Source organism: Pleomorphomonas sp. JP5 (assembly GCF_023721815.1).
In the GTDB taxonomy this organism is placed as follows: domain Bacteria; phylum Pseudomonadota; class Alphaproteobacteria; order Rhizobiales; family Pleomorphomonadaceae; genus Pleomorphomonas.
This window is the reverse complement of sequence record NZ_JAMDLI010000008.1, coordinates 124,995-145,025: the sequence shown is the minus strand read 5'-3', so window position 1 is coordinate 145,025 and position 20,031 is coordinate 124,995. Positions and strand designations below refer to the sequence as shown.

At 64.0% G+C, this 20,031-nt stretch carries 18 protein-coding genes; 11 read left to right on the top strand and 7 right to left on the bottom strand.

Annotated features, from left to right (window positions below; translation table 11 throughout):
- Window positions 1–207: 207 nt before the first annotated feature.
- A complete protein-coding gene (locus M4J40_RS11895; RefSeq protein ID WP_251754379.1) occupies window positions 208–1,290 on the top strand; it encodes a LacI family DNA-binding transcriptional regulator in 1,083 nt (360 codons plus the stop codon).
- A gap of 67 nt (window positions 1,291–1,357) precedes the next feature.
- Here M4J40_RS11895 and M4J40_RS11890 read toward each other — a convergent pair whose 3' ends face one another.
- Window positions 1,358–2,410, bottom strand: a complete 1,053-nt coding sequence (locus M4J40_RS11890; RefSeq protein WP_251754378.1) for an aldo/keto reductase — start codon at window positions 2,408–2,410, stop codon at window positions 1,358–1,360.
- Window positions 2,411–2,557: 147 nt separating this feature from the next.
- Between M4J40_RS11890 and M4J40_RS11885 the strand changes: the two genes are divergently transcribed.
- Window positions 2,558–3,442: a YicC/YloC family endoribonuclease gene (locus tag M4J40_RS11885; RefSeq protein ID WP_251754377.1), complete on the top strand. Its 885-nt coding sequence runs from the start codon at window positions 2,558–2,560 to the stop codon at window positions 3,440–3,442.
- Between the two features lie 5 nt (window positions 3,443–3,447).
- On the top strand, window positions 3,448–4,092 hold the full coding sequence (gmk, locus tag M4J40_RS11880) for a guanylate kinase (protein ID WP_251754376.1): 645 nt from the start codon (window positions 3,448–3,450) through the stop codon (window positions 4,090–4,092).
- Window positions 4,093–4,095: 3 nt separating this feature from the next.
- On the opposite strand, the gene rsmA is transcribed toward gmk, so the two are convergent.
- From rsmA to M4J40_RS11850, 6 genes are all read right to left on the bottom strand, one after another.
- Window positions 4,096–4,938 (bottom strand): 16S rRNA (adenine(1518)-N(6)/adenine(1519)-N(6))-dimethyltransferase RsmA, encoded by an 843-nt coding sequence (gene rsmA / locus M4J40_RS11875; protein ID WP_251754375.1) that lies wholly within the window; start codon window positions 4,936–4,938, stop codon window positions 4,096–4,098.
- A complete protein-coding gene (gene pdxA, locus M4J40_RS11870) occupies window positions 4,935–5,963 on the bottom strand; it encodes a 4-hydroxythreonine-4-phosphate dehydrogenase PdxA (protein ID WP_251754374.1) in 1,029 nt (342 codons plus the stop codon). The genes rsmA and pdxA overlap by 4 nt, the downstream gene beginning before the upstream one ends.
- A gap of 11 nt (window positions 5,964–5,974) precedes the next feature.
- Window positions 5,975–6,943 (bottom strand): SurA N-terminal domain-containing protein, encoded by a 969-nt coding sequence (locus M4J40_RS11865; protein ID WP_251754373.1) that lies wholly within the window; start codon window positions 6,941–6,943, stop codon window positions 5,975–5,977.
- Window positions 6,944–7,047: 104 nt separating this feature from the next.
- Complete coding sequence (locus tag M4J40_RS11860) at window positions 7,048–9,426, bottom strand: LPS-assembly protein LptD (protein WP_251754372.1); 2,379 nt, start codon at window positions 9,424–9,426, stop codon at window positions 7,048–7,050.
- 2 nt (window positions 9,427–9,428) lie between these two features.
- Complete coding sequence (gene lptG, locus M4J40_RS11855; protein WP_251754371.1) at window positions 9,429–10,523, bottom strand: LPS export ABC transporter permease LptG; 1,095 nt, start codon at window positions 10,521–10,523, stop codon at window positions 9,429–9,431.
- Window positions 10,520–11,671, bottom strand: coding sequence for an LptF/LptG family permease (locus M4J40_RS11850; RefSeq protein WP_251754370.1), 1,152 nt, complete (start codon window positions 11,669–11,671; stop codon window positions 10,520–10,522). Before M4J40_RS11850 ends, lptG begins: the two co-directional genes overlap by 4 nt.
- Before the next feature lie 229 nt (window positions 11,672–11,900).
- Here M4J40_RS11850 and M4J40_RS11845 point away from each other — a divergent pair, with 229 nt between their 5' ends.
- From M4J40_RS11845 to pip, 8 genes are all read left to right on the top strand, one after another.
- Window positions 11,901–13,394, top strand: a complete 1,494-nt coding sequence (locus M4J40_RS11845) for a leucyl aminopeptidase (RefSeq protein WP_251754369.1) — start codon at window positions 11,901–11,903, stop codon at window positions 13,392–13,394.
- Window positions 13,395–13,454: 60 nt separating this feature from the next.
- Window positions 13,455–13,907 (top strand): DNA polymerase III subunit chi, encoded by a 453-nt coding sequence (locus tag M4J40_RS11840; protein ID WP_251754368.1) that lies wholly within the window; start codon window positions 13,455–13,457, stop codon window positions 13,905–13,907.
- Between the two features lie 84 nt (window positions 13,908–13,991).
- On the top strand, window positions 13,992–15,368 hold the full coding sequence (gene gltX / locus M4J40_RS11835; protein ID WP_251754367.1) for a glutamate--tRNA ligase: 1,377 nt from the start codon (window positions 13,992–13,994) through the stop codon (window positions 15,366–15,368).
- Between the two features lie 7 nt (window positions 15,369–15,375).
- The gene (locus M4J40_RS11830) at window positions 15,376–16,170 is read left to right on the top strand and encodes a GDSL-type esterase/lipase family protein (protein ID WP_251754366.1); all 795 of its coding nucleotides are present in this window, start codon (window positions 15,376–15,378) and stop codon (window positions 16,168–16,170) included.
- Between the two features lie 87 nt (window positions 16,171–16,257).
- Window positions 16,258–16,782, top strand: coding sequence for a CreA family protein (locus M4J40_RS11825; RefSeq protein WP_251754365.1), 525 nt, complete (start codon window positions 16,258–16,260; stop codon window positions 16,780–16,782).
- A 271-nt stretch (window positions 16,783–17,053) separates the two neighbouring features.
- Complete coding sequence (gene cysS, locus M4J40_RS11820; protein ID WP_251754364.1) at window positions 17,054–18,538, top strand: cysteine--tRNA ligase; 1,485 nt, start codon at window positions 17,054–17,056, stop codon at window positions 18,536–18,538.
- A gap of 28 nt (window positions 18,539–18,566) precedes the next feature.
- Window positions 18,567–19,046: a GFA family protein gene (locus tag M4J40_RS11815; RefSeq protein ID WP_251754363.1), complete on the top strand. Its 480-nt coding sequence runs from the start codon at window positions 18,567–18,569 to the stop codon at window positions 19,044–19,046.
- A 3-nt stretch (window positions 19,047–19,049) separates the two neighbouring features.
- Window positions 19,050–20,000, top strand: a complete 951-nt coding sequence (pip, locus tag M4J40_RS11810) for a prolyl aminopeptidase (protein WP_251754362.1) — start codon at window positions 19,050–19,052, stop codon at window positions 19,998–20,000.
- Window positions 20,001–20,031 lie beyond the last annotated feature (31 nt).

The following is a 20,031-nucleotide window of genomic DNA, read 5'->3' as shown; positions in this document are numbered from 1 at the left end:
TTGCGTATATCGTTTCAACGAGATCGGTCGCATCAATGGATCTGATCGGTCGGCCACTCGCCGGGGGGCATGGGTGGCTGACTTCCGGGCGACGCTTGCCGGTTTCTGACCGGTGGGCGTCGTGCGGATTTGGGTTGCGATCTCGGGAAGAGAGACGCCGTTGTCCCTCGTCAGTACAGCCGGGTATCCGGTGCATCGGACGGACAGATGGGTGAAAGTTCAACTTCGCAAAACAAGACCGTGAAACTGGCCGATGTGGCGCGAGCCGCCGGCGTCAGCCAGGGAACGGTATCGAACGTCTTCAACCGCCCCGGCCTGGTTTCCGAGCAGTTGCGCGAGCGGGTCGAGGAGGCGGCGAAATCCCTCGGCTATCGCGGCCCCGATCCGCGGGGGCGTCTGCTCAGGGCCGGTCGCGTCAACGCCATCGGGGTCGTGACCGTCGGGCCTCTCAACTGTTTCTTCGACGACCAGTACACTCGCCTGTTCCTGTCCGGCGTTGCCAAGGCCTGCGAGGCGCGCGGCGCCGGCATTTCGCTGGTGTCGGCGGTCGACGACGAGATCGCAGCCTGGAATATCCGCACGGCTCTCGTCGACGGCTTCATTCTCAACTGCCTCAACGAAGGCAACATGCTGGTCGAGCTGGCCGAGAAGCGGGGTTTGCCGTTTGTGGCGGTGGACTTCCCGGTCGGCCCCGGCTTCGACGTGGTCAGGATCGACGACTATCGTGGCGCCCGCGAGGCGGCCCAGCACCTGCTCGACCTCGGTCATCGGCATTTTGCCGTCTTCACCTTCGAGACCGAGAAGGAAGTGCGCGTCGGCTTCGTCGATGACGTCCGGGCCGAGCGGGCCTCCTTCGAGGTGGTGCGCCGACGCCTCACAGGCTACCGAGACGCGTTTCGGGCCGCCGGTCTGCCACCGCAGCCGGTCTTCGAGACCGGTTCCGAGTTCGATGGCGTCTGCGCCGGTGTCGATGCCGTGCTTGCCGCCAACCCGGACACGACCGCCTTTGTCTGCACCTCCGATCGTGTGGCGCTTCACGTCATCACCTACTTGCACTCGCTGGGGCGCAAGGTTCCCGAGGACTTCTCGGTGATCGGCTTCGACGGTATCGAGGAGGCGGCAAACTCCATTCCCCCCCTGACCACCATCTATCAGCCGGCCATCGGCAAGGGTGAGGCAGCCGTCGAGCTCATCCTCGGCGATAAATCCGACGATGCCGGCGGTCGCGTGGTCGAACTGCCGATCGAGCTGGTGAGCGGTGCATCCACCTCGTCTCCACGCAAGACGTAATCCGCCAGAATCGCTGGTCTTGCACCGCCGGCGAGCTTGCTCTCGCCGGCGGTGTTGTCTTCTCCGATCAGGGCGCCAGTCCGAACAGGCTGAGATCGGCTGGTCCCAGACGGTCCTTGGCGGTCTGGAGCTGGTGCCAGTAGGGGTAGAGGAGCGGCAACGCGCTGACCTCGTCGAGGCGCTTTCGCTCGCCCTCTGAAAGCTGGAGATCGGCGGCCTTCAGGTTGTCCGCAAATTGCGCTTCGGTCCGCCCCCCGATCACGACGGATGTCACGCCGGGCCGACCCAACAGCCAGGCAAGGGCCACCTGAGCCGCGCTGACGCCGCGCCCGTCCGCGATGTCCACCAGCGTGTCGACGATGGTCCAGAGACGGTTCTCGTCGCGGATCGGCGGTTCGGTCCAGCCGGCAAGCTGGCGCGTTCCCTCCGGCGCGGCGGCGTTGCGACGATGCTTGCCGGACAAGAGGCCACCGGCGAGCGGGCTCCAAACGAGGATGCCGAGGCCCTGGTCGAGCGACACCGGCACCAGCTCGTACTCTGCTTCGCGGGCTTCGAGCGTGTAGTGGATCTGCTGGGACACGAAACGCTGCCGGTGCTCGGCCGCGGCGGCGCCGAGGGCCTTCATGACGTGCCAGGCAGAGAAATTGGAGCAGCCGACGTAGCGAACCTTGCCCGCGCGCACCAGGCTGTCGAGCGCTTCCATGAACTCTTCCACCGGCGTCAAGCCGTCCCACTGATGCACCTGGTAGAGATCGATAGTCTCGGTCTTGAGCCTGCGCAGGCTGGCTTCGCAGCCGGCGATGATGTGATGGCGGCTGAGCCCCCGGTCGTTGGGGCCGGCCCCCATGGGAAAGCGCACCTTGGTGGCGATGAGGACGCCCTTGTCCTTGCGCTCCTGCATCAGATCGCCGACGATCTCCTCGGACAGGCCCTCCGAATAGACATCGGCCGTATCGATCAGATTGACGCCGGCGTCGATGCAGAGATCCAACAGCCGCGCCGCCTCCGACAGGCCGACGGCGCCGACCTTGGCGAAGGCGCCCTTCCCACCGAATGTCATGGTGCCCATGGTGAGCGTCGAGACCTTGAGGCCCGAGCGTCCGAGCAGACGGTATTCCATTGGCTTCCTCCCTTGGTTGCGGCACCGAACCTATGTCACGACCGGGGAGCTGTGAAGACGATCGTCGCATAAGGGCGGCCGGTCTGATTTTTCTCTTGGCGCTTTGGCCTGCTGGTGTAAAAGCCGGCATGAACTGGAGGTGAGACCATGCCGCTCAACAGCATGACAGGATTTGCCCGCCTCGACGGCTCGGCGACGGGCAACCGCTTCGCCTGGGAGTTGCGCGCAGTGAACGGCCGAGGCCTCGATCTCCGGCTGCGTCTGCCGCCGGGCTTCGATGCGGTGGAAGCGGCAGTGCGTCGCAAGGCGTCCGAGGCGTTGTCGCGCGGCAATGTGTCGATCAACCTGACCGTGACGCGCGAGACCTCCACCCAGACCTTCCGTATCGACGAGGCCCTGCTTTCCACCCTCATCGATACGGCGCGCCGTCTTTCGGGGACGCCGGGCATTCGCGATGCGTCGCTGGACGGGCTTCTTGCCGTGCGCGGGGTGGTCGAAGTGGTCGAAGCGGCGCCGGACGAGGAGAGCGCCAAGGCCTTCGAGGCCGAACTCGTCTCGGCCTTCGGCAAGGTGCTGAGCGATTTCCAGGCTTCGCGCGCCGCCGAGGGCGTGGCGCTTTCACGCATTCTGGGTAACCAGATCGACGAGATCGCCCGCCTGGTTGCCGAGGCGGAGGCCCTGCCGGCGCGCACGCCGGAGGCGATTCGTGATCGCCTTGAGGAGCAGCTCGCCGTGCTGTTGGCGCGCGAGGACATCGATCCGCAGCGTCTGCACGTCGAGGCGGCTCTGATTGCCACCCGGGCCGACGTCCGCGAGGAGATCGACCGCCTCAAGGCCCACATCTCCCAAGCTCGTGAACTTCTGGCGAGCGAGGCCGCTGTCGGCCGTCGGCTCGACTTCCTGGCCCAGGAGTTCAACCGGGAGTCCAACACCCTCTGCTCCAAGTCCAACGACACGGCCCTGACGCGGATCGGCCTCGCCCTGAAGGCGGTGGTCGATCAGTTCAAGGAGCAGGTCCAGAACGTCGAGTGAAGCCAATGACCGACCAGAAACACGTCCGCTTTCCCCGTCGTGGGTTGATGTTCGTCATTTCCTCTCCGTCTGGGGCCGGCAAGGGCACGCTGTCGCGTAACATCCTCGATACCGATCGCGACATGACGTTGTCGATTTCGGTGACGACGCGCGACCGTCGCCCCAGCGAGATCAACGGCGTACACTATCACTTCATTTCCCAGCAGCGCTTCCTGTCGATGCGAGACGGTGGTGAGCTCCTGGAGTGGGCCGAGGTGCACGGCAACTACTACGGAACGCCCCATGCCCCTGTGGAGGAGGCCTTGGCCTCCGGCCGCGACGTGCTGTTCGACATCGACTGGCAGGGCGCCGCGCAACTGCGCGAGAAGATGGCGGCCGACGTCGTCTCGGTGTTCATTCTGCCGCCGTCGATGGCCGAACTGCGCTCGCGCCTCACGCGCCGGGCCGAGGATGCGCCCGAAGTGATCGAGAAGCGGCTGGTCAACGCCAGGCGCGAGATCGCCGAGTGGTCCAACTTCGACTATGTGGTGGTCAATGACGACCTCGACGCCGCCTTCGCTGATCTGACCGCCATCCTGCGCGCAGAGCGCAGTCGTCGGTCGCGCGCAGCCGAGGGCATCGAGGGTTTTGTCGGAGCGCTTCTGGCCTGACGCCTATCGCATCGCCTGCCAAGCGTTGGCGATGTCGACGAATCCCTTGACCGGGATCGTCTCGGCGCGTGCCGTCGGATCGACGCCGGCGGCGGCGCAAAGGGCAAGAGAATCGACGCCGAGGGTCTTGAGGCTCTGCCGCAGCATCTTGCGGCGCTGGCCGAAGGCGGCGGCGGTGACCGCCTCAAGGTCTGCCTGAACGCAGGGCAGGGGCTCTGGGCGTGGAGCGAAATGAACCACCGTCGACGTCACCTTCGGCGGCGGCACGAAAGCCTTGGGCGAAATGTCGAACATCTGTGTGGCGTAGGACCGCCATCCGCAGAGTACGCCGAGGCGGCCATAGGCATCGTCGCCGGCGGGGGCTGTGATGCGGTCGGCCACTTCCTTCTGGAACATCAGCACCATCGCCGTCCAGCGCGGCGGCCAACTTGCCGGGGAAAGCCAGCCGGTAAGGAGCGGCGTCGCGATGTTGTAGGGCAGGTTGGCCATGATCACGGGCGGTTCGTCGCCAAGGGCGGCGCTGTCTACCTCAAGCGCGTCACCTTCGATGATATGAAGCCGGCCGGGATAGTGGGCGGCGATCTCTTCCAGGGCGGCGATCGCCCGGCGGTCGCGCTCGACGACATGCACGCGCGCCGCTCCGGCGGCGAGGATGGCGCGCGTCAAGCCTCCGGGACCCGGGCCGATTTCGACGACGGTCCGGCCGGCGAGGCTGCCGGCGGCGCGGGCGATGCGAGCAGTCAGGTTCAGGTCGAGCAGGAAGTTTTGCCCGAGGCTCTTCAGGGCCGACAGACCGTGCCGCTCGATGACGTCACGCAGCGGCGGCAGGTCGTCGATCTGGCTCATGCCGAGGCTCCGATCGCCGCCATGCGTCCGGCCATGCCGAGAGCTGCGATCAGGCTGGATGGGTCGGCGACACCCTGACCCGCAATGTCGAGCGCCGTGCCGTGGTCGGGCGACGTGCGAACGAACGGCAGGCCGAGCGTCACGTTGACGGTTTCGTCGAAGGCGATGGTTTTCACCGGTATCAGCGCCTGATCGTGGTACATGGCGAGCACCACGTCATACGTCTTGCGCGCGGCGGTGTGGAACAAGGTGTCGGACGGCAATGGCCCACGCGCATCGATGCCTTCGGCACGAAGCGCGCTGACCGCCGGCACGACGATCTCCATGTCCTCGCGTCCCATGGCTCCCTCTTCGCCGGCATGCGGATTGACGCCGGCCACTGCAAGGCGCGGTCGCGAGATCCCGAACTTCGTCTTCATTTCCCGGTCGACGATACGAGCGGCGTTGATGATCATCTCGCCGGTGAGTGTCTTTGGAACATCGCGGAGGGCGATATGAACGGTGACCGGAACGGTCGCCAGCTCCGGACCTGCGAGCATCATGATCGGCTCGTGGGGAGCATCTGGCCAGAACCGGCGGGCAAGCTCGCCGAGAAACTCGGTATGCCCGGGGAACTTGAAACCGGCGGCATAGAGATTCGATTTCTGGATCGGTGCGGTGACGATGCCGGCCGCAAGACCACCTCGGATGTGCCGGACCGCCGTCTCGATGGCGGCGATCGTGGCTGCCGCCGTCACGCCCGACAACTCGCCGGGCCGATCTTCGACTGGATGGCCGAGGTCGAACACCGGCAGGGCATCGGCAAATGCGTCGCATGCCGTTTCTGGCGTTGCCACGGCAAGCGGTATCTCAAGCCCAACGCGATCGAGACGGCTTTGCACGAAAGCTGGATCGCCTACCACGTAGAAGGGCGAGAGCTCCTTCTCTCGCCTTTGGCGCCACGCCTTCGCGATGATCTCCGCTCCAATGCCCGCAGGCTCGCCGACTGAAACGGCGAGAGGAAGTCTCGGCTTGTTGGCGGACATGTGCGACCTGCTCAGCGATAGACGATATTGGCTCTCTGCCGCAGCTCCTGGGTGAGCTTCTTCGAGGTCTCCTCGCCACGCTTGTCGAGAGCCTCGGCGTCGAGCCCCGCCGCGACGGCGGCTTCTCCCGTCACCGCGATCTTGTTGCAGATCGCATACATCTCGAAGCCGAGGTCGGAGCGCTCTGGCGGTGTCAGGCGCCCTTCGGCGGTCTTCTCAAGCGCGTCCTTCAAACCCGGAGGCACTTCGCTCGCCAGCTTGCGACCGACATTGACGATGGCCACTTCCTTGAGGCTTCTGGCGAGAGCGAGCCCTTCATTGCAGCTGCGGAACTTCCCCCGCAGGGCCTCGGCTTCGGCTTTCCGGCGATTGACCACAGCCGGCGAGGCGCTCCTCTGCACGGCGAATACCACGCGCTGCAGCATGTAGTCGTTGGCGGTGACGGCGTCGGCGTTCTTCTCGCGGTTACGCATCTGCTGGATCAGGTCGGCGGACTCTGCCTTGATATCCTGCTGAATCTTCGACCGTACGATGCGTCCCCAGACCATCTGCGCGCGGATACGATCCTTGAAGGTCTTGATGGGCACGCCACCCGAGCCAAGCGCCTTCTCGAACTGCGGGAGCGTCATCTTGGAACGCGAAGCGATGCTGGTCAGGGCGGCAACCACCGCGTCCTCGCTGACCACGACCCCGCGCCGCGCACCGTCCTGAAGGCGAAGCTTCTCGTCGATCAGCTCTTCCTGCGCCGCCTTGGCGGCCGCACCGGGTGACAGATGCATGGCAAGCTGGAGCAGGCGGGCACGGCCCTGAACATCCATCGTCGTGATCGCCTGATCGTTGACCACGACCTTGATCGTGCTCGCCGCCTGAACGGGCGAAATCACGGCAAAGCCTGCGGGCGACAACGAGACCACCGCAGCTATGGTCGCGGCCAACAACGCGCCCCGCATGTTTCTCGCGATCGTCACGATATGCTGCATGTCTACCTTCTCCACCCGTTGTCATCCGAACCGTCGGAGCATTTAACAACGGATTTTGTCAAGTCGATGGTCTGCAAAATCAAAGCGTCCGGTGATCGGACGCACTATTTGCCGAGGCCAACTGAAGTGCTGACCTCACCCAGCGTCCGGAAACCCGCGCGGAGATAGAAGGTCTGGTCGCTCGGGTTGGTGGTCAGGTCGTTCGAATAGGAGAACGAGACCGAAAACTCTTCCGCGTCGTAGGCCAGCCCGAAGGCATGCCGGACAAACTCATCACTGATCAGGTCGTAGCGGCTCGAGCCAAACACCCGCCAGTTCTCTGTCAGGCGAAGGCTGGCGGACGCTTGCAGCTCCGAGCGATCTTCGTCGATGCCGAGGTCGGGCTGAGAGCGGATATAGGCGTAGGTGAGGGCGGCCGTGAGTGGCCCGCCGATGCCGAGAATCTGGCCATCGAAGCGGTTGACCTCGAAATTCTCGTTATCGAAGCGGACGCCGCTGCTGGCGAGGAACCCGGTCTTGGTGCTGAGGCTGAGACCCGCGACATAGTCCGACACGTCCGACTCGAGGCCTGAGTACGAACCGGTACTGTATTGGGTCGCCTTGGCGAAGGAATTGACGCCTGCGAGCTGGAACGACTGGCCGAACGTGCCGCTGACGCCGAAACCGTGACTGAAGGAGCCGGAATAACGAACGCCGACGTTGGCGCGCGTGCCACCTTCGACCCGGTCGAAACCAGAGAACTTGTCGTAGTCGAACAGGTTGTTGGCGTCGAAAACGAGGCTCTGAGCGTCCTCGTTGGGAATGTAGGTCGCTTCCAGCTCGTTCGGGCGAACGATCAGTTGGGCGATCGGTTCGATGATCTGGTTGCCGATCGGCGAGGTGATCGCCACCGGGTAGCTATACTCAAGGCCAGCCGCAGGCATTCCGCGCACCAGCATCCCGCTCGACGTTTCCGGCAAGACGCTGCTGTTGTGCGGGTTGGAGAAGATGGCGTCGCCGCGGAAGTAAAGGAAGGGCGTCGTCACGCCGCCGGTCTGGTCGACCATGCGTCGGCGCCACATGGCGTCGATGCTGAGACGATCGAAAGTCCCGGCAGCGGCCCGCACGCGGGTCTTCTCGCCCGCATCCAAAACGCCATTGCCGTTGCTGTCGATTTCGTAGATGTCGTCCTTGGTGCGGGTGATGTTGGTGAAATTGGTCGTGAGTGAGGCCTCGCCGCCCCAGATCGGATCCTTGGCGTAAACCTTGTAATCGATCACCGGGTAGACATACGGCTGCTTCTCCTGAAGGTCGCGATCCTGCGCCAGCTGTGATGTCTGCGAGTCTTCCTGCTGCACGAAGAAGCCGTATAGCGTCGCGTCGAAGCGGTTTCTGCCGTGGGCTCCCGTCAGGTGGATATCGTTCACCGCCACGTCCGAGTTGCCGGACTTGAGCCCGTAATCGTCCATGAAGGTGGTGTCGCTTGCCACCGCGATGTTCCAGCCCCAAGACCAGTTCTGATTGATCGTGAAGGTACCGCTCGACTCCACGGAGCCGCGCCAAAGCTCATCGCCCGACCTGCCGGCGAACGCCTCGCGTGCATTCTGATGGATGCCGGACAACGTGATCGAATACTTGCCGCTTTCCAGTCGTTGCCGCCACTCAGCCGAGAACAGCAGGCCTTGGCGGGAGTAGACGGTTGGTGTCAACGTCAGGCCATAACTCGGGTCGAGTGACACATAGTAAGGCACCTTGACCGAGTAGCCGAGCGTCTTGCTGCGTTCTACGCTTGGCATGAGGAAGCCGGTCTTCTGCTTCACCGACGGGTCGGGCTGGGACAGCACCGGCACCCATGCAAGCGGCACCCCCAGAAATTCGAAGGTGGCGTTCTCGAAGACGACCGTCTGTTCCTTCTGCTTGTGCAGAATGCGATTCGCCTTGATCTGCCAGATCGGCTTCTTGCCCTTCACGCCGTTGCAATCGACGCAGGGCAGATAGGTGCCGTCGTTCATGACGGTCAGGTCGCCATTGCTCCGCGTGGCGTTTCGCGCCGTGAAGGCAACGCGCTCTGAGGTGATGAGCTCCAGCCCCTCCATCACGCCGTTGGCAAGGTCGTTGTCGAGGTCGATTCGGTCGCCTCGGGCCACGTTGCCGGCGGGGTCGGTGATCTCGACGTGGCCAATGGCCGTCACGCGCTTGTTCTTGCGATCGACCGCCACCTCGTCGGCGACCACCACGTGATTGAGATAGTAGATGACGACCCGACCGGTCGCCGTGACCGAATCGCGATCCATGTCGTAGGCCACCGTATCGGCCTCGATCATCATCTTCTCGTCGCTGGTCGGCTGCTTGGCCGAACTGATCATGCCAGTCAGGGAAGTGTCGGTCACGAACTGGGCAAAAGCGCCGACGGGCAGGAAGACGAGAATCGACGCCGCCACGCCGCACAATAGGCGCGCAGCGGCTTTCGGCTCCGATGCCTGCGATACGACAAGTCTAAGCACGCTCACCCATCCTCGCGGAACAACAGAACCGTGGAACCCAGCAAGATCGCCACAACCGAAGGCGCCCACGCGGCAAGAACCGGAGACACCAGCCCCTCGCTGCCCAGCGAACGGGCAACCTCGATGATGACATAAAGCACGAAGCCGGCGACGACGCCACCGAGAATCATCTTCTCGCCACCGCCATATCGTGCAAATCCCAATGACACTGTGGCAGCGATGAGCACCATCGACGCCAGCAGCAGTGGCCGTGCCAGGAGCGCTTGATACTGAAGGCTGAATCTGTTCGCCGGCAGCGATGAGGCGCGGGCCTGGGCGATTGCGCCCGGCAGTTGCCAGAAGGAAATGCTGTCGGGAGAGCCAAGGCCGCCGGCCACCTGCTCGGCAGTCAGTGCTGTCGGAAGAGAGTAGCTGTCATGGCGTTCCGGGACGCCATTGCCCCCGGTGACCGTCACCTCCGAAAGATTCCACCGACCTGGCTCGAGATGTCCGATTCGCGCTTCGACCCGATCTGTGAGCATGCCGTCGGCGCCGAACACCCAGAAGGTCGGTTGCAGGATCGCGCGGCCGCCGTTCGAGACGCCCTCGGTATGCAAAACGGCGTTGCCGTCTCCGGTGCGCTGCCGTGTCCAGCTCGGCGTGGCCGATCCGGACAGCAGCGTAGTCATGACGCTCGCGCGCGAACCTACGAGAATGTCACTGGACAGGTTCCGGGCCGCCGTTGCTAGCGGATTGTAGACCGTTGACGCCGCCACGCCGAGCAAGACGGCAAAGACGAGGGCGGGCAGGGTGAACTGCCAGACGGAGAGCCCCGCCGCCCGCGCGATCATCAGCTCCGAGCCGCGCGACAGCGTGACGAAGGCGGCGATCGAACCCAGCAGAACCGCGAAGGGCAGGACCTGTTCCATCAAGGCTGGCACACGCAGCGCCGAAGCGGCGATGACAAGCGGCACCGAAATGTCGCTACGGCCACCGGTGGAGCGCAGCAGCTCGATCGAGTCGATCAGGAAGACCAGTAGAAAGATGCCGACGAACACGCCCAGAATCCAACCGGCGAAACGCAGCGTGAAATAGGTGGCGAGCGACCGGCCGATCATCGGGCGGCCTCCTGGCGGCCTGCCATCGCACGCCTCAGGCGTTCGATCAGCTTGTCGGCAGGGCCGGTGGAAACGGACGGATGGACGCCGACGCCGATCATCACCGCGAAGACGACGGCGAGCAGCGACGGCGCGATGACGGCCATGAAGGAGATCTCGGGCGATCCCTTGGAGATGCCCATGACGGCGAAACCGAGGACGCGGACCACCGATCCCACGATGATGGCCATGGTCACCGGCAGCGTCTGGCCACGACGATTGCTGGTCGGAAAGCCGAGGAACAGGAACACGGCGAGCGCTTGGGCCAACGGATAGATCGGCTCGGCGATGCGGTTCATGATTTCCGGGGCGATTTCCGGATCGTCGTCCGTCTTGCGCATCTCGAACAACTCACCGAGCGTTCGCTCCGACAGGCCGTAGCTGGCATCGCCGGCCTTCGATGTGAGCTGGCTGAGGTCGAAGGCGTAGGAGCCGAAGGTAACGAAGGTATTGGCGCCGCCATTCTTGGCTTTCCGCTCGACGGTTCCCTGTTCCATCACGATCATCGGTCGGCCCATCACCTCTGCGACGCGGCCGCGCTTGGCGGAGTAGGTGTAGGAGAACTCGGGACTGCGGTCGTCGAGAATGAACAGATCGAGCAACGACCCGTCCCCATCGCGATTGCGAATGTGAAAGGTCAGTCCGGCATCGATCTGGGTGAAGCGGCCGGGTTGTATGACGTTGGCGACGATATCCGCCCGCACCGTCCGCATCATGTCGTAGACGGTGCGCGAAGACGTCGGGGCGATCCAGAAGGCCAGCACGGCCACGAAAGCGGAGACCGTGAGCGCCGCAGCGATAAAGGGCAGGGCGAAGCGTCGTTGCGACACGCCAGCCGCGGTGATGGCGACAATGCCGCTATCCGCCTGAAGCCGCTGCAACACCAGGACGAGAGCCACGACCAGCGCAAAAGGCGCCACCACGCCGAGAACGCGTGGCATCGAGAGCATGGTAAGGCCGAGATAGACGGCGATCGCCTGCCCCTTGGCGGTGACCAGATCGAAACGGCGGAGCGCCTGGGTCACCCATGCGATGCCGGCGAGCGTCAGCATCACGCCGAGGAAGGCATAAAGCGTTCGCGAGAAAAGGTAGGTGCCGAAACGTCGCATCGTTGATCCATGTCGAGCCTGCCGAGGGCAGGACAGCCGAGGCTAGCAGCCCTATAGTGAATTCTTCCTTCTCGAAAAGGGTAAATTTTTGAATCCGCTTCCTCGTCCGTCGTCGGTGGCGGCGTCGGAGCGAAACTCCAGTCTTGCTCTCTCTCCCATCAAGCGCCACATTCGGCCGGCATGTCCGGACCGCACTCGATGATGGGTGCTCGGCAATCAGGAAGATATCATGGCGGCTGCTCCCTCTCTTTCTTTCTCCAAGACTCTCGAGGCTGATGCCCCGGTATTGGTCGTTCTCGTCGATCCGGACAACAAGGCCGGTCCCATGGGAAGCGCCGTGATCGACCAGTTGACGGGCGGCCTCGATCGTGCGGTCGCGGCCACTGGCTTTTCCGGAAAGTCCGGCTCGTTTCTCGATCTTCTCGCCCCGGCTGGCCTGTCGGTCGGCCGACTGATTCTGGCCGGTACGGGTGCGGCGGCCGAGTTCGACGAGACGGCCGCGCTGAAGCTGGGAGGGCAGGTCTACGGCAAGCTGAAGGAGCTCAAGATCAAGGCCGCGACGGTGGTTCTTGAAGGAGCCGCTGGTCCGCTTGGCCCCGAGCTGGGCGCCGAGTTTCTTTTGGGCCTGCGCCTCAGGGCCTACGAGTTCGACAAGTACAAGACGGTGAAGAAGGACGAGACCGGCGGTCCCGTCGCCGTCACGGTTGTTGCCGAGCATGCCGGCAAGCTCAAGAAGGCCTGGGCCGAGGTCGAGGCGGTGGCCGACGGCGTCGTGATTGCCCGTGACCTCGTCCATGAGGCTCCGAATGCGCTCGGGCCGCAGGAGTTCGCCGCCGAGGCCGAGAAGCTGAAGAAGCTGGGCGTCGAGGTTGAAGTTCTTGGCGAAAAGGATCTGCGCAAGATCGGCATGGGCGCTTTGCTCGCCGTGGCCCAAGGCTCCGTCCGGCCGCCGCGCGTGGTCGTCATGAAGTGGAACGGCGGCAAGGATGGCGACAAGCCGGCCGTGTTCATCGGCAAGGGACTGGTCTTCGATTCGGGCGGCATCTCCATCAAGCCGGCTGGCGGCATGGAGGACATGAAGGCCGACATGGGCGGCGCTGCCGCCGTCACCGGTCTGTTCCGTGCGCTGGCTGGCCGCAAGGCGAAGGTCAACGCCATCGGCCTGCTCGGCATCGTCGAGAACATGCCGGACGGCGGCTCCTACCGCCCAGGCGACATTCTGACCTCGCTGTCGGGCCAGACCATCGAGGTGGTCAACACCGATGCCGAAGGGCGTCTCGTCCTCGCCGACGTGCTGACGTATGCGGCCGATCGTTTCAAGCCGGCGTTCATGATCAACCTCGCCACGCTCACCGGCGCCATCGTGGTGGCGCTCGGCGCTCAGATGGCGGGGCTCTTCTCCAACGATGATCAGTTGGCCGGTGATCTGGTCAAGGCTGGCGAGGACACCGGCGAGCGCCTGTGGCGCATGCCGATGGGGCCGGAGTACGACAAGCTGATCGACAGCCGCTTTGCCGACATGAAGAACTCGGGCGGCCGCAACGCCGGCTCGATCACGGCGGCGCAGTTCCTGAAGCGCTTCGTCGGCGATACGCCTTGGGCGCATCTCGATATCGCCGGCACCGCCATGTCGAGCCCGGAGACCGACATCAACCGGGCCTGGGCCTCCGGCTTCGGCGTGCGCCTGCTCGACCGGCTGGTGCGCAACCGCTTCGAAAGCTGAGAAAAGCGCGGCCGGTGCCTTCGGGCGCCGGCCGTTGCCGTGTGTCGGGCGAAATGATCGATGACTGAGGCCCTCTTCTACCATCTCGACGGACAGCCTCTCGAACGGGTTCTGCCGGTGCTTCTGCAGAAGTCGGTCGAACGTGGCTGGCGCGTGGTGGTTGAGGCCGGAACGCCGGAGCGATTGGCAGCGCTCGACAGTCATCTCTGGACCTTCGACGACGCGGCCTTCCTGCCGCACGGCACCGCCGCCGATGGCCATGCGACGTTGCAGCCGGTCTACCTTGCCGCCGGTCCGGAGGTCCCCAATGACGCCACCGTTCGATTTCTGGTCGACCGCGCGCCGTTACCCGACGATACTGAGCGTTACGAGCGTCTCGTGCTGATCTTCGATGGCACCGACGAGACCGCTCGCGCCGAAGCCCGCGCCGCGTGGAAGACGCTCAAGGAGCGTGGCGTGAACGTCACCTACTGGCAACAGGATGGCGAGGCGCGATGGACGCGCAAGGCATGAAAAGGCAACAATTGCCCGTTCCACTTGTTCATGTCCCGAAAAGACCTCTGACATTCGCCACCGCTCTCAGCTAGAACCACGATCATGAACACCGTCGTCCGCTTCGCGCCGTCTCCAACCGGCAACATCCACATCGGCAACGCCCGACCGGCGCTGTTCAACTGGCTGTTCGCGTTGAAGACCGGCGGCCAGTTCATCCTGCGTTTCGATGATACCGACCGTGTCAGGTCAACCGAGGAGTACGCGGCCAACATCGCCGCCGATCTCTCCTGGCTCGGCATCCGGCCGCATGCATCCTTCCGCCAGTCGGATAGGCTCGACCGTTACGAGGCGGCCAAGGCCGATCTCATCGCCAAGGGTTTGCTCTATCCCTGCTACGAGACGGCCGAGGAACTCGAGTATGCCCGCAAGCGCCGGCTGGCTCGCCATTTGCCGCCAATCTACGATCGGGCCGCCCTGAAGCTGACGGATGCGGACCGCGCCCGACTGGAGGGCGAGGGACGGCAGCCGCACTGGCGCTTCCTGCTGCCCAACTTCGATGGCGACCCGCTGTCGCCGAGCCGCCATGTCGTGCATTGGCAGGATCTATGCCGCGGCGAGGAAACGGTCGATCTCGCCTCCCTGTCCGATCCCGTCCTGATCCGGGCCGATGGCACCTATCTCTATACCCTGACGTCGGTGGTCGATGACATCGACACGTCCGTCACCCACATCATTCGCGGCGGCGACCACATCACCAACACCGGCGTTCAGATGGCCCTCTTCGAGGCCTTGGGCGGGACGGTACCGATTTTCGCCCACCACAACCTTCTGACCGACGCAACCGGCGAGGGCTTTTCCAAACGGACGGGATCGCTGTCCTTGCGAACCTTGCGCGCCGATGGCTACGAACCGCAGGCGGTGGCCTCTCTGGCCGTCAATGTCGGTACCTCGCATGCCGTCGAAACGATCAGGTCGCTCGACGAGCTCGCCGCCGATTTCGACCTCGCCGCCGTTTCCCGCTCGTCTGCCCGGTTCGATCCGAGCGAGCTCAAGACGCTGAATGCCCGCATCGTCCATGGGCTGGACTTTTCCACTGTCCGCAAACGTTTGACCGATCTTGGCATTCCCGCCCATCCGGCTTTCTGGCAGGCGGTGAAGGGCAACTGCACACGTCTTTCCGACGCTGCCGAATGGTGGAAGTTGATCACCGGCCCGGTCACCTCCTTGGTGGACGAGTCCGATCGCGAGTTCCTGGAGGCGGCGCGAGATGTCCTGCCACCGGAGCCGTGGACCGACGACAGTTTTCGCGAGTGGACGACGGCCTTGAAGGCCAGGACCGGTCGCAAGGGGCGCGACCTGTTCCTCCCCTTGCGCAAGGCGCTGACCGGCCTGGACCATGGACCGGAGCTGGCTCCGCTCCTGCCTCTGATTGGCGCGAAGGCCGTGAGGGAGCGTCTGTCGACTGCGACCGGAGGCTGAACGTTGCATGCAAAACCCTGGCAGAAGCGCGACGAGGTGGTGGGTTGGCCTGTCCGCCATCCTCTGCCTTTTGGCATTGGCTGAGGCTCGCGCCGGCGAACCGACGTGCGATCCGCTCGCCATCGACCTCACCGTGACGCCGCAGCGTACCTTGATCTACCCGAGCCTCAAGGAAACCTTGAAGGTAGAGGCGGCTCGTCCGGAGTGGGCCGACATCGTGTTGATTGGCGACTCGCTGTTCGCGGGGTGGCGCAGCGATCTGCCGGCCGCTTTTCCATCGAGCTCGATCTACGACTTCGCAGTGGGTGGCGACCGGGCGCCGAACGTTCTGTGGCGTCTGGAGAGCACCGACCTTTCATCGCTTCGTCCCTTGGCGGCCGCGCTCTTGATCGGAACCAACGATCTTGCCGCCGGTACGCCCGCCTGCGCGGTGGCGACCGGCATCGAGACGATTGTCGAGCGGCTTCAGGTCATCTGGCCAAAGACGCCTGTCTTCGTGCTGACCATTCCGCCGCGCGGCGCCGATTTCCATGCCCTCGACGACCGGCGGCTTGAGGTGAACCGGGCTATTGCAACGCTCGCCGACCGCTTGCCCAACGTGCACGCCGTTGCGATCGACGACGACGCCTTCACTTGCGGGCAGTACGACAAGTCGAGGCAAGCCAATGCTGCGGCGCAACGGCTGTCCTGCGGCAACTATGCCGACGACAATCTCCATTTCTCGACAGCCGGATATGTCGTGCTGGGAAACACACTCCGGGCCGCTGCCAAGGCCGCGCTCGGCAAGGATGTCTTTCACTGAAGGTCTTGGCCGCTCGCAACGGGCGCTTATATGTCGGCATGACGGTTGGAGCCCAACCGGGCCGCCGATAGCCGGGATGCCATGAAAATGCGTGATGTCGTGAAGTCGTTCTTGGGGATTGTCGCCCTGGGTCTCGCCGCTGTCGTTCCCACGGTCGCATCGGCGGCGTCCGACGAACCCGACCTGATCTTCAAGCGGTCGACGGTCTGGCATTTCCTGACGCCCGACCACAAGCTCGCCGTCTACGCCATCGACGACCCCCTGGTGGAGGGCGTCGCCTGCCACTTCACGCTGCCGGAGAAAGGCGGCGTCGAAGGCATGTTCGGTCTCGCCGAGGAAACCTCCGACATCTCGCTCGCCTGCCGGCAGGTCGGCCCGATCAGCTTCAAGGAGAAGTTCGAGCAGGGCGACGACATGTACAAGCAGCGCCGTTCGCTGTTCTTCAAGAAGATGCAGATCGTCCGGGGCTGCGACGCCAAGCGCAACGTCCTCGTCTATATCGTCTATTCGGACAAGCTGATCGAGGGTAGCCCCAAGAACTCGACCTCCAGCGTGCCGATCATGCCCTGGGGCGACACCCCGGCGCTGAAGTGCGGCGACTGGCTGAAGTAGACAGGGGGGTCGGCGCATCGCTATCGTCGAGGTGCCGACGCCGTTTTTTTACCGCTTCCCTTGACGACGAACCGCGTTTCGCGGCATATCGACGGCCATGTTCCGGGACGCGCGCATCACCATTACCGCTTGCATTATTTGTGGCTGAGCTTCACGCCGGCCGCGGACGTCCCCGTCACGATCTTTCCGAAGACCAGAACGGATGATGGCTTCCCCCGGCCGGCCCGGTGGTGACGTATTATCGCGTTTGATGGCAAGGGGAGACGGGCTTTTGGCAATCAGGCTCTACAACACGCTGACGCGTGGCAAGGACGACTTCGTTCCGATCGATGCCGGCAACGTTCGCATGTACGTCTGCGGCCCGACCGTCTACGACTTCGCCCACATCGGCAATGCCCGGCCGGTGATCGTCTTCGACGTGCTCTTCCGTCTGCTGCGTCACCTCTACGGCGAGGCGCACGTCACTTACGTGCGCAACATCACCGACGTCGACGACAAGATCAACGCGCGCGCTGCCCGCGACTATCCGGGCGTGGCGCCGGTCGCTGCGATCCGCGACCTGACCGAGAAGACCTACGCCCAGTTTGAACAGGACGTGACCGACCTCGGCTGCCTCAAGCCGACGGTGACGCCGCGCGCCACCGAACATATCGCCGAGATGATCGCCATCATCGAGCGGCTGATTTCAGGTGGCTTCGCCTATGTCGCCGAGGGGCATGCGCTGTTCCACGTGCCGGCCATGGCCGACTACGGCAAGCTCGCGCGCCGTTCGCTCGATGACATGATGGCAGGCGCCCGCGTCGAAGTGGCGCCCTACAAGCGCGATCCGATGGACTTCGTGCTGTGGAAACCGTCGTCGGACGACGAGCCCGGCTGGGACAGCCCGTGGGGAAGGGGGAGGCCAGGCTGGCACATCGAGTGCTCGGCCATGAGCTGGAAGCACCTTGGCGAAACCTTCGACATCCATGGCGGTGGCGTCGATCTCGTGTTCCCCCATCACGAGAACGAAGTGGCCCAATCGCGCTGCGCCTTCCACAAGGATGTGATGGCCAACATCTTCATGCACAACGGCTTCCTGCAGGTCGAGGGCGAGAAGATGTCGAAGTCGCTCGGCAACTTCTTCACGATCCGCGAGCTGCTGGACGACTGGCCGGGCGAGGTCCTGCGCTTCAACATGCTGAAGACGCACTACCGCCAGCCGATCGACTTCACGATCAAGGGTCTGGAAGACGGTTGGAAGACGCTCGACGAGTGGCACGAGAAGATCCAGGCGCTGCATTTGGCGGAGTTTTGGGAGGCCCCTCCGGTCGAGGTAATCGATGCGCTCTGTGACGATCTGAATACGCCGCTTGTGATGGCTAATCTGCACTCCCTGGCATCCAGGGCAGATGGAGACGAAGAAGCACGGAGAGGGCTCGCCCGGTCGATGCGCCTTGTTGGACTGCTAGGGAAGACAGTGCAGCCTGTTTTTGATCGGTCAGAAGAGGTTCAACTCGCCATAGCTAATGCTCAACAGCTTCAAGCCCTTTTCAGAGAGCAGAAGAAACAGAAGACGGACGCAGTACTAGCAAAGGGTGGGGTCAGCGAAGCCACGGTGAAGGCGCTGATCGCCGCCCGCCTCGATGCGCGCAAGGCGAAGAATTTCGCCGAAAGCGACCGCATTCGCGACGAGCTCGCCGCGATGGGCGTGGTCCTGAAGGACACGAAGAACAAGGATACCGGCGAGATAGAAACCAGTTGGGACGTCAAGAGGTAGACGTCCTCAAGCACCAAGGGGAAACGCCATGACCATTCTGACCGGCGGCTGCCAGTGTGGCGCCATCCGCTTTTCCTGCGATGCCGGCAAAGTCTCGTCCGTGTCGATCTGTCATTGCCGCATGTGCCAGAAGGCTGTCGGCAACTACTTCGCGCCCTTCGTTGCCTTCGAATCCGGCGGGGTGACCTGGACGCGCGGGGAGCGGAAGATCTACCGCTCGTCCAACCACGTCTTGCGCGCCTTCTGCGCCGACTGCGGCACGCCGCTCACCTACGAGGCGGACGGTTTCGAACCGTCGATCGCCGCCGGCGCGCTCGACGATCCGGCAGCGCTGCCGCCGACCGTCCAGTATGGTGTCGAGGCCGAACTGCCCTTCACTGCGAGCCTGCCGTCTCTGAAGCGTGTCCGGACCGACGAAGGCTTCGAGGGGGCAGAGTTTTTGAACGACGTGATTTCCAACCAGCATCCCGACCACGACACCGCCGTCTGGCCGTTGCCGAAAGCCTGAACGATGACCGAACTGCGCAGCTACTACCCTGAGATCGAACCCTTTGAGACCGGCATGCTCGACGTGGGCGACGGTCACAAGGTCTATTGGGAACGCGTCGGCCGCAAGGGCGGTAAGCCGGCCGTTTTCCTGCACGGTGGTCCCGGCGGCGGCTGTTCGCCCAACCAGCGGCGCTGTTTCGATCCGTCCAAGTACGACGTCATCCTGTTCGATCAGCGCGGCTGTGGCCGGTCGACGCCGCATGCCTCGCTGGAGGCCAACACGACCTGGCATCTTGTCGAGGATATCGAACGTCTCAGGAAGATGATCGGCGTCGACAAGTGGCAGGTGTTCGGCGGGTCCTGGGGCTCGACGCTGGCGCTCGCCTATGCCGAGACGCATCCCGAGCGCGTCACCGAGCTTGTGCTGCGCGGTATCTTCGGGCTGCGCGACTTCGAGCTTCGGTGGTTTTACCAGTATGGCGCTTCGCTGATCCACCCGGAGAAGTTCGAGCCATTCCGTGAGCATATCCCGGAAGACGAGCGGCACGACCTGATCGCCGCCTATCGTCGCCGGCTGGTGTCCGAGGATCGGGCGACGCAGCTCGCCGCCGCCCGCACCTGGTCGCTCTGGGAAGGCTCGACGCTGACGCTCTTCCCCAATGACGACGTCACCTCCGGCTTCGTCGACGACGAGTTTGCCCTGGCTTTCGCTCGCATCGAGAACCACTACTTCGTCCACGAGGGGTGGATGCGTCCCGGCCAGCTGTTCGAGGACGCCGGCAAGCTGAAGGGGATTCCGGGTGTCATCGTCCATGGGCGGTATGACATGTGTACCCCGCTGCAGAATGCTTGGGATCTCCACAAGGCGTGGCCTGAAGCCGACCTTCGCATCGTCGAAGGGGCAGGGCACTCGCTTGTCGAGCCGGGCCTGCTGCATGAACTGATTTCGGCGACCGATCGCTTCGCCGAGTGAGTTGAACCGAGCCCAAGGCGAGCGGACCTCG

Excerpts from the sequence above, each read along its gene's own strand:
- lptG (WP_251754371.1), bottom strand. The coding sequence starts at position 10,523 with ATGATCGGCCGGTCGCTCGCCACCTATTTCACGCTGCGTTTCGCCGGT.
- M4J40_RS11845 (WP_251754369.1), top strand. The coding sequence starts at position 11,901 with ATGGCGGCTGCTCCCTCTCTTTCTTTCTCCAAGACTCTCGAGGCTGAT.
- M4J40_RS11895 (WP_251754379.1), top strand. The coding sequence starts at position 208 with ATGGGTGAAAGTTCAACTTCGCAAAACAAGACCGTGAAACTGGCCGAT.
- pip (WP_251754362.1), top strand. The coding sequence starts at position 19,050 with ATGACCGAACTGCGCAGCTACTACCCTGAGATCGAACCCTTTGAGACC.
- M4J40_RS11865 (WP_251754373.1), bottom strand. The coding sequence starts at position 6,943 with ATGCAGCATATCGTGACGATCGCGAGAAACATGCGGGGCGCGTTGTTG.
- rsmA (WP_251754375.1), bottom strand. The coding sequence starts at position 4,938 with ATGAGCCAGATCGACGACCTGCCGCCGCTGCGTGACGTCATCGAGCGG.
- M4J40_RS11825 (WP_251754365.1), top strand. The coding sequence starts at position 16,258 with ATGCGTGATGTCGTGAAGTCGTTCTTGGGGATTGTCGCCCTGGGTCTC.
- M4J40_RS11885 (WP_251754377.1), top strand. The coding sequence starts at position 2,558 with ATGCCGCTCAACAGCATGACAGGATTTGCCCGCCTCGACGGCTCGGCG.
- M4J40_RS11830 (WP_251754366.1), top strand. The coding sequence starts at position 15,376 with ATGCAAAACCCTGGCAGAAGCGCGACGAGGTGGTGGGTTGGCCTGTCC.
- gltX (WP_251754367.1), top strand. The coding sequence starts at position 13,992 with ATGAACACCGTCGTCCGCTTCGCGCCGTCTCCAACCGGCAACATCCAC.
- M4J40_RS11850 (WP_251754370.1), bottom strand. The coding sequence starts at position 11,671 with ATGCGACGTTTCGGCACCTACCTTTTCTCGCGAACGCTTTATGCCTTC.
- gmk (WP_251754376.1), top strand. The coding sequence starts at position 3,448 with ATGACCGACCAGAAACACGTCCGCTTTCCCCGTCGTGGGTTGATGTTC.
- M4J40_RS11840 (WP_251754368.1), top strand. The coding sequence starts at position 13,455 with ATGACTGAGGCCCTCTTCTACCATCTCGACGGACAGCCTCTCGAACGG.
- M4J40_RS11890 (WP_251754378.1), bottom strand. The coding sequence starts at position 2,410 with ATGGAATACCGTCTGCTCGGACGCTCGGGCCTCAAGGTCTCGACGCTC.
- pdxA (WP_251754374.1), bottom strand. The coding sequence starts at position 5,963 with ATGTCCGCCAACAAGCCGAGACTTCCTCTCGCCGTTTCAGTCGGCGAG.
- M4J40_RS11815 (WP_251754363.1), top strand. The coding sequence starts at position 18,567 with ATGACCATTCTGACCGGCGGCTGCCAGTGTGGCGCCATCCGCTTTTCC.